This window comes from Oceanobacillus sp. M65 (genome assembly GCF_052246275.1).
Lineage (GTDB): Bacteria > Bacillota > Bacilli > Bacillales > Amphibacillaceae > Oceanobacillus_B > Oceanobacillus_B jordanicus.
Genome location: NZ_JBQQCJ010000001.1, coordinates 1,187,934 through 1,200,983, shown reverse-complemented (window position 1 = coordinate 1,200,983; position 13,050 = coordinate 1,187,934). Strand labels below are relative to the sequence as shown.

11 protein-coding genes are annotated in these 13,050 nt (G+C 42.6%); 2 read left to right on the top strand and 9 right to left on the bottom strand.

Annotated elements, in window-relative coordinates:
- Positions 1–17 precede the first annotated feature (17 nt).
- The 6 genes from leuB to ilvD form a co-directional block, all read right to left on the bottom strand.
- Positions 18–1,124, bottom strand: coding sequence for a 3-isopropylmalate dehydrogenase (leuB, locus tag ACTWPF_RS05655; RefSeq protein ID WP_443148623.1), 1,107 nt, complete (start codon positions 1,122–1,124; stop codon positions 18–20).
- A 21-nt stretch (positions 1,125–1,145) separates the two neighbouring features.
- The gene (locus ACTWPF_RS05650; protein WP_443148622.1) at positions 1,146–2,696 is read right to left on the bottom strand and encodes a 2-isopropylmalate synthase; all 1,551 of its coding nucleotides are present in this window, start codon (positions 2,694–2,696) and stop codon (positions 1,146–1,148) included.
- Positions 2,683–3,726 (bottom strand): ketol-acid reductoisomerase, encoded by a 1,044-nt coding sequence (ilvC, locus tag ACTWPF_RS05645; protein ID WP_106897515.1) that lies wholly within the window; start codon positions 3,724–3,726, stop codon positions 2,683–2,685. Before ilvC ends, ACTWPF_RS05650 begins: the two co-directional genes overlap by 14 nt.
- A 63-nt stretch (positions 3,727–3,789) precedes the next feature.
- Entirely contained in the window at positions 3,790–4,308 is a 519-nt protein-coding gene (ilvN, locus tag ACTWPF_RS05640; RefSeq protein ID WP_443148621.1) for an acetolactate synthase small subunit, read from the bottom strand.
- Positions 4,305–6,023 carry an acetolactate synthase large subunit gene (gene ilvB / locus ACTWPF_RS05635; protein WP_106897517.1) on the bottom strand — a complete coding sequence of 573 codons (1,719 nt, stop codon included), beginning with the start codon at positions 6,021–6,023 and terminating at the stop codon, positions 4,305–4,307. Before ilvB ends, ilvN begins: the two co-directional genes overlap by 4 nt.
- Before the next feature lie 890 nt (positions 6,024–6,913).
- Positions 6,914–8,599: a dihydroxy-acid dehydratase gene (ilvD, locus tag ACTWPF_RS05630; RefSeq protein ID WP_106897519.1), complete on the bottom strand. Its 1,686-nt coding sequence runs from the start codon at positions 8,597–8,599 to the stop codon at positions 6,914–6,916.
- Positions 8,600–8,875: 276 nt separating this feature from the next.
- On the opposite strand from ilvD, the gene ACTWPF_RS05625 reads away from it, so the two are divergent.
- Positions 8,876–9,349 carry a divergent PAP2 family protein gene (locus ACTWPF_RS05625; protein ID WP_106897520.1) on the top strand — a complete coding sequence of 158 codons (474 nt, stop codon included), beginning with the start codon at positions 8,876–8,878 and terminating at the stop codon, positions 9,347–9,349.
- A gap of 60 nt (positions 9,350–9,409) precedes the next feature.
- Here ACTWPF_RS05625 and ACTWPF_RS05620 read toward each other — a convergent pair whose 3' ends face one another.
- Positions 9,410–10,234, bottom strand: a complete 825-nt coding sequence (locus tag ACTWPF_RS05620; RefSeq protein ID WP_443148620.1) for an aldo/keto reductase — start codon at positions 10,232–10,234, stop codon at positions 9,410–9,412.
- Positions 10,235–10,377: 143 nt separating this feature from the next.
- Here ACTWPF_RS05620 and ACTWPF_RS05615 point away from each other — a divergent pair, with 143 nt between their 5' ends.
- Positions 10,378–11,853 (top strand): potassium/proton antiporter, encoded by a 1,476-nt coding sequence (locus ACTWPF_RS05615; protein ID WP_443148619.1) that lies wholly within the window; start codon positions 10,378–10,380, stop codon positions 11,851–11,853.
- 131 nt (positions 11,854–11,984) lie between these two features.
- Here ACTWPF_RS05615 and ACTWPF_RS05610 read toward each other — a convergent pair whose 3' ends face one another.
- Complete coding sequence (locus ACTWPF_RS05610; protein ID WP_443148618.1) at positions 11,985–12,452, bottom strand: GNAT family N-acetyltransferase; 468 nt, start codon at positions 12,450–12,452, stop codon at positions 11,985–11,987.
- A 4-nt stretch (positions 12,453–12,456) separates the two neighbouring features.
- Complete coding sequence (locus ACTWPF_RS05605) at positions 12,457–12,999, bottom strand: hypothetical protein (RefSeq protein ID WP_443148617.1); 543 nt, start codon at positions 12,997–12,999, stop codon at positions 12,457–12,459.
- Positions 13,000–13,050: the final 51 nt, after the last annotated feature.

Genomic DNA, 13,050 nt, shown 5'->3' with positions numbered 1-13,050 from the left:
TATGCCACCTCCTCGACTTAGGCATAGGTACTGCAAATACTATCGGAAACACTTTTTGTCGTGATGTTTTCGACTACAGCCTCTGTCATTTCTTTGGTTCCAACCTGCTTGCCATTTTTTACTGACAGATCTGCTGTATGGTAACCCTGTTCAAGGCATGCTCTAACCGCTTCTTCTATTTCATTTGCCTCTTCTTCCATTTGCAAGGAATGCCTTAGCATTAAAGCAGCGGAAAGAATCATGCCTAACGGGTTTGCGATTCCTTTTCCAGCAATGTCCGGGGCTGACCCGTGAACCGGCTCATATAGCCCGACTCCATCTGAGCGAATGCTCGCTGACGGTAGCATGCCGAGTGATCCTGTTAACACGGATGCTTCATCACTCAAAATATCGCCAAATAGATTCTCCGTTACGATGACATCAAATTGGGTTGGTGCTGTAATCAGCTTCATAGCAGCAGCATCCACAAGCATATGCTCAACTGTTACGTCAGGATATTCCTTGCTTTTCTCATTAACTACTTCTCTCCAAAGTCTACTAGACTCTAAAACATTTGCTTTATCAACAGAGGTAAGGTGTTTACGTCTAAGTCTTGCACATTCAAATGCTTTTTCGACAATCCGTTCCATTTCACTGCGTTCATAATAAAGGGTGTCAACGACTGCCTTCCCGTCTTTGATTCGTTCACTCGGTTTTCCGAAGTAAAGACCACCCGTCAATTCGCGGATAATTAGAATATCACTTCCATTCACCACTTCTTCTTTTAGTGGGGAAGCATGAAGAAGTGGAGCGAACCCTTGAATCGGCCTTAAGTTAGCAAAAAGGCCCAGCTTTTTTCGAATGCCGAGTAAACCTTGCTCTGGTCGGATATTGCCTGGAAGTGCTTCCCATTTCTTCCCACCAACAGCTCCTAGTAAAATAGCATCTGCTTGTTCGCACGCATTGATCGTATCATCCGGTAACGGGGTCCCATACTGATCGATAGCATCCCCGCCAATTGCATGGGAATGGAAGGTAAAACGATGACCAAATTCGCTTGCCACTGTATTTAACACATACTTCGCTGACTCCATAATTTCTTTTCCAATACCATCACCTGGTAGCAGGATAATTTGTTTATTCATACGCTTCTCCTCCATTCTATTTTACGTTTCCGATGCGACCACATTGCTTTCTTGTGAATGCTGTCTGACGATATAACGATTGACCGCGTTCAAAAAGGCGTTGGCAGATGCTTCGATGACATCCTGTGCTGTTCCTCTTCCGTTTACCGCTTGCCCATTCACCTCAAGCTGGACATGTGATTCGGCCAAGGCGTCCTTTCCCCCGCCTACAGAACTAAGTTGATAATCTATAAGTTTAAGATTCTCAGAAATTAACTCATCCAATGTCCGGTATACAGCTTCGACACTTCCCTGTCCGGTGCAAGCTGTTTGAACTGTCCTGCCATCAGGTGTTTGAAGTACAACAGTGGCAGTTGGGATATTCGCTGTACCATATTGAACCTGGAACATTTCGAGCTGGTACTTGTTAACAGAAGTCGTATCTGTTTGAACCTCCATGAGGATTGTAAACAGATCATCATCCGTTACTTCCTTTTTGTGATCGGTTAATTGCTTGAATGCATCGAAGGCACTTTTAAGCTTTTCTTCACTAAGCTCCATGCCGAGCTCTTTAACTTTATCCTTAAACGCATGTCGTCCTGAGTGTTTGCCAAGAACCAGGTTATTTGCTTTTACACCGACCATTTCAGGTGTCATAATTTCATAGGTTGCAGCGTGCTTCAAGACACCGTCTTGGTGGATGCCAGATTCATGAGCAAAGGCGTTGCGTCCCACTACTGCTTTATTTGCCTGCACATACATACCCGTTAATTTTGCTACAAGGTCGCTTGTTCGTTTTGTTTCTTCCAGTTTTAATCCTGTCGTATAAGGATAAAAATCAGAGCGAACCTTTAACGCGACGGCAACTTCTTCTAAGGAGGCATTGCCTGCCCGCTCCCCAATTCCATTGATCGTTCCTTCGATTTGCGTAGCACCATTTTCCACAGCGGCTAGTGAATTGGCAACTGCCATACCGAGGTCGTTATGACAATGACAAGATAGGTGCACTTGGTCAATGTTTGGCACAGTTTCTTTAATATATTGGAACATCCGCCCATATTCAGCTGGTGTCGTATATCCAACTGTATCTGGCAAATTGATCACGGTTGCGCCTGCGTTGATGACACGTTCAATGATTTGCGCCAAAAAATCTAAATCTGATCTGGAAGCATCCTCTGCTGACCATTGAACATCATGGAATTTCGTTTTCGCATATGTGACCATTTCGACTGCCGTATTCATCACCTGTTCTGGAGTCTTTTTCAATTTATACGTCATATGAATCGGGGAAGTAGCCAAGAATAGATGGATGCTTGGATGTTCTGCCCCCTTCAATGCTTCCCATGCTGTATCGACATCTGACTTGACGGTACGAGCTAAAGCTGTAACCGATGTGTTTTTTATCGTGTCAGCAATGGCTTTAACAGCTTGAAAGTCTCCTTTGGAGGAAGCAGGAAACCCTGCCTCCATCCGATCCACTCCAAATCGCTCTAGTTGTTTGGCGATCTCCAGTTTTTCTAGTTGATTCAGATTCACACCAGGTGACTGTTCGCCGTCTCGAAGGGTTGTATCGAAAATTTTAATTCGTGACATGCTCTTTCACATCCTTTTGCTTAGATTGTTTTGCTTGAAGTGGTTGCTTAACAAAAGGCATTAAATCACGTAACTCCTTTCCAACTTTTTCGATTTGGTGGTTGTTTTCTTTTTTATTAATTGCATTGAATTTTGGTCTGTTTGCTTGGTTTTCCAAAATCCACCCTTTGGCAAATTCACCAGTTTGGATGTCTGTAAGAACTTCTTTCATCCGAGCTTTTGTATCCTCATCGACAATTCTTGGCCCAGAAGCAAAATCACCCCATTGTGCTGTGTCAGAGATAGAATAGCGCATGTTTTCAAGTCCACCTTCATAAATCAAGTCCACGATAAGTTTCATTTCGTGCAGACATTCAAAGTAAGCAACTTCTGGCTGATAGCCTGCTTCTGTTAAAGTCTCAAATCCTGCTTTGATTAAGCTTGTAAGGCCACCGCACAATACTGCCTGCTCACCAAACAGATCTGTTTCGGTTTCTTCTTGGAATGTTGTTTCCAGCACACCCGCTCTTGCTGCACCAATGCCTTGGGCGTACGCTAGTGCCAGCTCTGCAGCATTTCCTGTTACGTCCTGATATACACCGAACAATGCTGGAACACCAGCGCCACCCTCATAGGTTCTACGTACGAGATGTCCTGGTCCTTTTGGGGCTACTAAGAAAACATCCACATCTTCTGGAGGGACAATTTGGCTAAAATGAATGTTAAAACCATGGGCAAAAGCAATGGCATTTCCTGGCTGCAGGTTAGATTTAATGCTTTCTGTGTAAACAGCCGTCTGATGTTCGTCAGGCAATAGAACCATTACCACATCTGCCTGGCTAACAGCTTCTGCTACAGAATGGACATCAAAGCCATCTTCCTCTGCTTTTTGTTGTGATTTTCCTGGTCTTAGCCCAACAACGACATCATAGCCGCTTTCTCTTAGGTTTAACGCATGGGCATGCCCCTGTGAGCCATAGCCAACTACCGCGATTTTCTTGTCTTTCAAAACCTCTGTTTGAATATCATTTTCATAGCGTACTTTTGTCATTTTATATTCCTCCTCAAGTTTTTATCCCGTCTTAACTGGCAACTCACCAAATGACGTTTCACTTTAAAATGGTGTGGCATGTAAATCTGTAACAGTTTTAGGTTGATGTCCTCTTAAGAATGCGGTGACGCCTGTTTTGGTCAACTCCTTAATGCCGTAAGGATGGAGTAGCTCAATAAGTGCTTCCACTTTGTCTGGTTTTCCGGTTACCTGTATGGTCATACTTTCCTTGCTTACATCAATTACCGAGGCCCGAAACGGGGAGATGATCCCTTGAATTTCAGCCCGCTGATGTCCATTGCTTCCTACTTTGATGAGGGCAAGCTCTCTGGCAACAATTGCTTTGTCGGTAATATCCGATACTTTGATCACATCGATTTGTTTGTTCAGCTGTTTTGTCAGTTGTTCGAGGTTTTGATGATCACTTACCTCAATAACAAATGTCATTTTCGAAATGCCCTCAGTCTCTGATTTCCCAACTGAGATACTGTCAATATTGAATTGCCGTTTATGCAGCATGCCGGTAATGCGGTTTAGCACCCCGCTCCGGTCTTGCACAGTGGCTGTAATGATGCGCTTCATCTCTTCACCCCAATCATTTCATGGAGCCCTTTTCCTGGTGCAATCATCGGATAGACACATTCCTTTTGGACAACCCGACAATCTACAACTACTGGCCCATTATAGGAGAAAACCTCTTCTAGCATCTCGGGTGCGTCTGTCTCCTTTTCTATTCGTACACCTTTGATTCCGTAGCTTTCCGCAAGTTTTACAAAGTCAGGATTCTCGATGAAAAGTGATTCTGAGTAACGTTCCTCGTAAAAGCTTTCCTGCCACTGTCTTACCATCCCTAATGCCTGGTTGTTTACGATGATGACTTTTACTGGCAGCTGCTGTTCCTTCAAGACGGAAAGCTCTTGTAAGGTCATTTGAAAACCACCATCTCCTACCACTGCTACAACCAATTCATCTGGTGCACCGAGCTGTGCGCCAATTGCTGCTGGGAAACCAAATCCCATCGTGCCAAGTCCGCCTGATGTAACCCACTTGTTTGGCTTATCGAAGGAATAATATTGTGCCGTCCACATTTGATGCTGCCCCACATCTGTTGTAATGATCGCGTCCCCTTCCGAAATTTTGTGAATTTGATCGATAAGCCACTGCGGAGAAAGCAACTCATCTGATCGGTCATACCAGAGTGGAAATGTCAGTTTGTTGTGCTGTAATCCTTTTTGCCAATCTTCATGGTCTGTTTTAATGTCCTTTGTTAATAGTGCTTGTAATGCAGCCTTGGCATCCGCTACGACTGGGATAGCAGTTGGAATATTTTTGCCGATTTCGGCTGGGTCAATGTCAATATGGGCAACCTTGGCATGTGGAGCGAAATGCTGTAAATTCCCAGTCAGTCGGTCATCAAATCGTGCTCCAATGTTTAGCAATACATCACATTCATATAAAGCCATGTTTGCTGCATAGGTTCCATGCATCCCGGCCATTCCAAGCATTTGGGGGTGGGAGCCTGGAAAGCTTCCCAAACCGAGTAATGTATTGGCAACAGGCAGCTCGTATTTTTCAGCGAATTCCTTTAATTCTGCTGAGGCTTTTGAAAAGAGTACTCCTGCCCCTGCTAGGATGAGCGGCTTCTTAGCATGGCTTAAAGCCTCCGCTAGCTTCGTAATTTGTAATGGATTCGGATTCACATTTGGCTGGTAACCTGGCAGTGAAAAAGTGTTCGGATAAGACCCAGCCGTTACTTCAGCTGATATGTTTTTTGGAATATCCACTACTACAGGACCGGGACGGCCAGTAGAAGCGATATGAAAAGCTTCTTTGACAACTCGTGGTAATTCCTCGATCGTTTTCACCTGATAGTTGTATTTCGTTATTGGTGTTGTAATTCCCAGTACATCTGCCTCCTGAAATGCATCCGTTCCAATAACACCACTGGCCACCTGTCCGGTAAAAATAACGAGTGGTAAGGAATCCATCATGGCATCCGTTATCCCCGTAATAAGATTTGTTGCGCCAGGCCCGGAAGTTGCAATCACAACACCTGGCCTCCCTGTTACTCTCGCGTATCCTTCCGCTGCATGAATGGATCCCTGCTCATGCCGGGAAAGAACGTGTTTAAAAGCTGCCTTACTTCTGTACACCGCATCATAGATTGGCAGAACAGCCCCGCCAGGATATCCGAATATGGTGTCCACTTGTTCATCAACCAAAGTCTGGATGAACAAATCTGCACCTGTCATAAATTCTGTTTCACTTTTCGGTTCCTGTTTTACATCAAGTTTCACTACTACATGCCTCCCCCATTTGCTTTACTATCAAAAAAGGCCCTTCTCTCCCCTAAAACTGCGCAAATTAGCAGAATTATTGGGGAGAAAAGAGCCATCTTTTCACGGTACCACCCAGGTTTTATAGCATTCTCACGAATACTACCTTTAAGACTGATAAACAGTCTAATTGATAACAGGCACATACACTGTACCTGACCGAGCCTACTTGGAATCATTCCGTTCAACGCGGCACTCAGGGAAGATGTCAGAACAAAATGTACTTCTGGGCTTCCAGCAACCCCAGCTCTCTGTGAATACATTGCGTTTGTTCCTTTGCTCCCGTCATCGAGTTAACCTATAGTTTTGTGTTGTTTTGTTTAAAAGTTGATAGTCATTTTGTTGCTTTGTTCAATAAAGTTTGAATATTTGATATTGCGGATAATCATATACCGTTTTAAATCAACAGTCAACAGCTTTTTCGAAGTTTTTTATTTCTTTAGATAACTCTGTTAATTTGAATGCGCTTTCATGCTTGTCAGGTAGGGAAACATCTAGAATGTTACAATTACGTTACATTGCAATATATTGGTTGAATTATTGTGGTTCCGGTTAAAAGTTAAATTTTGTTTAATTAATATATTGCTATTGGTTGTTTTTAGACTTAATGCCGTTATTTGGGGTTATTTGTTTTTATATAGTGATATATCGGTGTGATGATCGTATCTTGTTGGGGGTAGTGTTTGTGTGGGAATCGGAGTTAGTTTGGTTATGGTGCTGGAAGGTGATGTTGCGGTGCTCTCTGTCGATGTTACAACACTCAAGAGCGATGGTGCACACTCTTAGCCAATACCAAGTCGTTCTCAAAAAAAGAAGCTCCTCCCAGCTATTGGGAGGAGCTTCTTATCAAACTATTTATCTAAAAAATCGGTAACGGCACCTTTGGAAGAGCAGGAAACATTGTGGGCATACTTCCCTAGAATTCCTCGCTTGTACAACGGTGGTGCTGTCCAATTGCTCTTCCGTTCTTCAAGTTCTTCAGCACTTACTTCCATGCTAATTTCCTTTTTATCAGAATCGATCGTGACCATGTCGCCCTCCTTGAGGAATGCGATTGGGCCACCAGCCTGGGCTTCAGGTGAGATATGCCCTACGACAAGTCCGTGGGTCCCTCCGGAAAATCTGCCGTCTGTAAGCAGTGCTACTTTTTCACCAAGTCCTTTTCCGACAAGAATAGCAGAAATCGAGAGCATTTCAGGCATGCCTGGCCCACCTTTTGGTCCAACATAGCGGATTACCAAGACATCTCCTTCGTTAATCTGGTTGTCCATAACTGCCGCTGTCGCTTCTTTTTCTGTATCAAAAACGCGTGCTGGCCCTGTATGTCGGTTAACCTTCACGCCAGAAACCTTCGCTACAGCTCCGCTTGGGGACAGATTCCCTTTGAGTACGATGAGCGGACCATCTGCCCTTTTCGGGTTACTAAACGGCATAATAACCTCTTGGCCTTCAGACAACGATGGTGCGTCCTCTAGATTTTCGGCAATGGTTTTTCCGGTAACGGTTAGACAGTCCCCATGCAAGTAGCCATTTTCATGCAACAACTTCATGACAGCTTGTACTCCGCCAACTCTGTGCAGGTCCTGCATAACATATTTTCCACTCGGTCTTAGGTCAGCAAGATGTGGTGTCTTTTCTTGAATTCTATTAAAATCATCAATAGTCAAATCTACTTTCATTGCATGCGCAATAGAGAGCAAATGCAGAATCGCGTTCGTGGAGCCACCTAAAGCCATAACGACAGTGATTGCATTTTCAAATGCTTCTTTTGTCATAATATCTTTCGGGTAAATTCCTTTTTCGAGCAAGTGATAAACAGCTTTTCCAGCATCTTCACAATCTGCATGCTTTTCAGCGGACTCTGCTGGGTTTGAGGAACTTCCTGGAAGACACATTCCCATCGCTTCTACTGCCGAAGCCATCGTGTTGGCAGTATACATCCCACCACAAGCTCCCGCACCAGGACATGCATTACACTCGATGTTATGCAATTCTTTGTCATCAATGGCGTTATTATTATGCTTCCCAACACCTTCAAACACGGAGACAAGGTCAATATTTTTACCGTTATGTCGGCCTGGTGCAATCGTACCTCCGTATACAAAAACGGCTGGTAGCTCAGCATTAGCAATTGCGATCATACAGCCTGGGATATTTTTATCACATCCACCAATCGCGACAAAACCATCGAGATTTTCTGCCCCAACGACTGTTTCAATTGAGTCGGCAATGACATCCCGGCTCGGTAGGGAGTAACGCATCCCCTGAGTCCCCATGGAGATTCCATCCGAAACCGTGATGGTGTTGAAAATGAGGGGGACCCCGCCAGCGTCCCGAGCACCTTTTTTACTGCTCAGCGCTAAATCATTAATATGTATATTACAAGGCGTAACCTCACTCCACGTACTCGCAATCCCAATCATCGGCTTTTTGAAATCCTCTTCGGTCACACCAACTGCACGAAGCATTGCTCTATTTGGTGCTTTCATTGCACCTTCACTGAAAACTTTACTTTTAATTCGCAAATCTTTATCCATCTAGTATCCCTACCTTTCTTTCGAAACATTATATGCCTAATTTTCTAATAGTTCAATGTATTTTTTTGTTTTTGTGAAAGAGAATTTTTTTGATGGTAGAAATAAAATGCTTCAGAGATAGTTTTTGTCGGCAGGTTATTTTCTAATAAATTTCGGGAAAACAAGGTATGGAAATCGAAGAAAAATGAATGGCTTTTAAACATTTCAGACATGATTCGACCTAGAATTTATGAATAAATATTCTTCTACTGTCCAACTTAAGATGGAGGTGAGTTTATGTTAAATCGTGGATTGACGACTGCTTTGTTAGGTATTGGAGCTGCTCAATTTTTAAAAGTCCCCCTTCACTATGTGGAGACAGGACAATGGGATTGGAAAAAAACGTTTGGATCTGGTGACATGCCTAGTTCCCATTCATCTGCTGTTACTTCCCTTACTACATATGTGGGCATGAAGAATGGAGTTTCTTCGATGGATTTTGGGATCTGCAGTATCTTCGGACTAATCGTTATGTACGATGCAATGGGGATTCGCTGGCAAGCTGGGCAAACAGCAATTGCCGTAAATGATTTATACGAACAAGTAGAGCATTTCGCTGACAAACATCCAGATATCAATTACAAAAAACAAGAAAAAGAACTGAAAGAGATGTTGGGTCATATGCCTATTGAAGTTGTTGGCGGTGCTGTATTAGGGGTAGCTCTTGGGGCACTAAGTTACCTGTTGGAAAGTGGAAAGAAAAAGGCATAAAAAGAGCAGGGCACATCTTTGGTATTCACCAGATGTACTCTGCTCTTTTAAGCTGAAAAATTAGATGTTGTCGGGGTTTTTCCCTGTTCGATCATTGCAATCCATCGCATCAATGAGACGCATTTCCTCATCAGTCAACGAAAAGTCAAACACGTCTGCATTGGCTGCAATTCGTTCTGGATTCGTTGATTTAGGAATGGTTATAATGTCATGTTGAATGTCCCAGCGTAAAATAACCTGTGCTGGAGTCTTCCCATATTTATGACCAATCTCCGTAAGAGTTGGATTTTCAAGCAAGCGTCCTCGTTTTAACGGTGCCCATGCTTCGAGTTGAATGGCTTCTTTTTTACAATACGAATGAAGAGCTGTTTGTGTGAGGTGCGGATGGTATTCGACTTGGTTTACAACAGGTTTCACCTCGGCATTTTCGATTAAATGTTCAAGATGTTGTTGATGAAAATTGCTCACACCAATTGCGCGCACCTTCCCTTCGTTATACAATTCCTCCATCGCTTTCCAGGTCTCAGTGTAGAGATCTCTAGCTGGCCAATGAATTAGGTATAAATCCAGGTAATCTAAACCAAGTTTCTGTAGACTTCTCTCAAAGGCTTGCTTCGTTTCATGATAGCCTTGTTCATCATTCCAAACTTTTGATGTAACAAAAATATCCTCTCTCGGTACACCAGATTCTCTTATCGCCTGACCAACGCCCTCTTCATTTTCATAATAGGACGCTGTATCAATACTACGATATCCATGCTGCAATGCCGCCTTCACAGCATCGACCACGGTTTTTCCGTCCTCTACTTTGTATACACCAAGGCCAAATCCCGGCATCTTTACATCATTGTTCAATGTTACGGTATCCTGCAAGCTTGTGATCATGCATATCCTCCTCGAAGATTGTAGTATTCTACCTTCATTGTATAAGAACTAGTCAGAAAATCGCAAACCTTTACCTAAGTGTCAATCCGAATGAAAAAGGGTATAAATAAGTTATTAAAACAACATAGAACATGGAGAGAGCTATGATACAAGAAATTTACAACTCAAATTTATTTATACTTATCGTTTCACTTTTATTAATTTGCAGTATTCTGGCGGTACAATTTTCCGTTAAAGTAAATGCTCCATCTCTTCTGTTTTTTATTTTATTTGGAATGATTGCCGGCAGTGACATACTGGGAATTATAAATTTTAGTAACCCAGAAATTGCACAGCTTGTTGGGATGATGGCCCTCGTCATTATCTTATTTGATGGTGGGATGCAGACACAGTGGAAAACGATTCGACCTGTGGCTGCACCTGCAGTATCTCTCGCTACAGTCGGTGTGCTGTTAACAAGTGCACTTGTCGGTGTGGCAGCATATTTTTTATTTGATTTGAGCTGGGCCGAAGCGTTTCTAATGGGGGCACTTGTTGGCTCTACCGATGCTGCAGCCGTATTCGCCATGCTTGCAGGTAAAAATATTACCAATAGATTGGAAGCTACTTTGGAAGGGGAATCTGGCGCCAATGACCCCATGGCAGTTTTCCTTACTACAGCCTTAATTTCAGTTGTGAACCAGGAAGGAACAGGGCTTCTGGAATTTATTGGGCAATTTATTTTGCAGATGGGCGGAGGCTTACTCATTGGTCTGTTAATTGGGAAAATCGCCAGCAAGTCTCTTTACCGGATCAAACTATCCTCGAGTGGACTATACCCATTACTTGCCATATCCTTTGCATATTTAGCATACAGTATCGGTTCCCTCTTGAATGCGAGTGGTTTACTTGCTGTATATGTAACCGCGCTTGTAATTGGAAATTCGCAATTAAAACAACGAAGTCCGATTTTGCGATTTAATGAGGGCTTTAGCTGGATTGCTCAAATTGGATTGTTCGTCATACTGGGATTGTTTGTTGCACCAAGTGATGTATTCAGCTTTAGTATTATGGTAAAAGGGCTATTTCTGTCCTTGATTTTAATGTTCATTGCCCGGCCCGTAGCCGCCTTCCTCTCTGTTACAGGAATGAAGTTTAAATTCAAAGAGAAACTTTTCTTATCCTGGTCTGGCCTGCGCGGAGCCGTACCAATCGTACTTGCACTTTTTCCTTTACTTGCAGATCTGGAAAACAGTGCCTTGTACTTTAATATTGTTTTCTTTGTTGTGCTGACATCCACACTTATTCAAGGGACTACCATTCCTAAAGTTGCGTCAAAGCTAGGACTTGTGTCAACTCCCAATACGAATCCGATCTACACAATGGATCTCTTGTCTGTTGGGAAAACAGAGCTTGAAGTGGCTGAATACCAAATAACGGAACACAGTAATGCTACAGACAAGAAAATAAAGGACTTACATTTGCCTGAAACAGTCAATATCACGTTGATTCTTCGAGAGGGGAATACGGTTCCACCAAGCGGGAGCTTAACCTTAAAAACTGGTGATACATTGTATATGCTTTTGCAGGATGATGAAATGAAGGCGGTAGAGGAAATTTTCGAAGCTGAAGAAGAGTAAAAATGGGGAGCAGGAACTGGCATGTGAAGCGCGTGCTAGCTATATTTTTCTAAGTAAATGCAGATCCTGACGAAATAGAACCATGAAACCAATGTTGAAAATACGACAATTATACTCCAAAACGCATGTGATCACGCACAAGTATAACTCATCTTTAAAAACTCATATGTACTTCCATTAGTAGCTTGCATAAATGTCTCCATGTCTCTAAAGCCGATTTTTCTATATGCATTAATAGCTCTTTGGTTAAATGTTGCCACAGATAATGTAATTCGGTCAGGGCTATAAGAGCCTTCGACAAATTTTAAACTTGCCTTCAGAAAGGCATCACCCATCCCTTTACCAGTTAAATCAGGCCTCATCCCTAACCCAATATCAACGGAGGACTCGTTTACCTTCTTAACCGAGAAGAAAGCAACTAAGTCCTCCTCCTTTTTCACAGCAAACGTAGAATCCCCACGAGTCTCTGGATTTAAAAACTCTTCCATATCTTCCTCATCTGCTTCCATATCATAAAAAGAATAATCTCCTTCATAATGCCAGTTAAAGGCGATATTTTCGGCTTCTTCTTGTGTCATAACATGAAAAACATATGCCATTTTTTCACCCCTCCTTAATAGCTTCCATTATCTTATCTGTAATCTCCGAAACTGATAACATTCCATCCACAACGACATTTGAATTTGGTTTTACAGACTTTAGCATTTCCATATAACCCATTCTTCCTTGCGATATATAATTTTCCATTTCACTCATAATAGTTGCCGTGGAGCTTGTTTTAAAATCCCGCAACATTCTTCTTGCCATTGCAACATCTAACGGTGTATCAATAAACACCGTAAAGTCAATGACATCACTCATTTTTGCATTTTTATAAGCAAAAGGATAGTCGAGTACAATGTAATTTAGAGGTTCATGTCTTAACTTGTCTACGTCTTTAATTAAAGGAGATAAATCCCAACTTTCATAATTTGCTCCTCTATTTACCCAATCAATTATATCGTCCACGCCGTCAAAATCATAATCATCGAAAAAGAGTATTCTAGAATTTTGTAAATGTCTATGTAAGTAATTCGCGATCGTCGTTTTGCCGCCACCTGAAACTCCTGCAATAGCGATAACTTGTGGCTTCATTCGATTATTCATAGCATTCTCCTAGTTTTTGTAGTATGGAGAGGTCAACTGAAATAAAGACCT

Excerpts from the sequence above, each read along its gene's own strand:
- ACTWPF_RS05605 (WP_443148617.1), bottom strand. The coding sequence starts at position 12,999 with ATGAATAATCGAATGAAGCCACAAGTTATCGCTATTGCAGGAGTTTCA.
- ilvC (WP_106897515.1), bottom strand. The coding sequence starts at position 3,726 with ATGACAAAAGTACGCTATGAAAATGATATTCAAACAGAGGTTTTGAAA.
- ACTWPF_RS05610 (WP_443148618.1), bottom strand. The coding sequence starts at position 12,452 with ATGGCATATGTTTTTCATGTTATGACACAAGAAGAAGCCGAAAATATC.
- ACTWPF_RS05615 (WP_443148619.1), top strand. The coding sequence starts at position 10,378 with ATGATACAAGAAATTTACAACTCAAATTTATTTATACTTATCGTTTCA.
- ilvD (WP_106897519.1), bottom strand. The coding sequence starts at position 8,599 with ATGGATAAAGATTTGCGAATTAAAAGTAAAGTTTTCAGTGAAGGTGCA.
- ilvN (WP_443148621.1), bottom strand. The coding sequence starts at position 4,308 with ATGAAGCGCATCATTACAGCCACTGTGCAAGACCGGAGCGGGGTGCTA.
- ACTWPF_RS05625 (WP_106897520.1), top strand. The coding sequence starts at position 8,876 with ATGTTAAATCGTGGATTGACGACTGCTTTGTTAGGTATTGGAGCTGCT.
- ACTWPF_RS05650 (WP_443148622.1), bottom strand. The coding sequence starts at position 2,696 with ATGTCACGAATTAAAATTTTCGATACAACCCTTCGAGACGGCGAACAG.
- ACTWPF_RS05620 (WP_443148620.1), bottom strand. The coding sequence starts at position 10,234 with ATGATCACAAGCTTGCAGGATACCGTAACATTGAACAATGATGTAAAG.
- leuB (WP_443148623.1), bottom strand. The coding sequence starts at position 1,124 with ATGAATAAACAAATTATCCTGCTACCAGGTGATGGTATTGGAAAAGAA.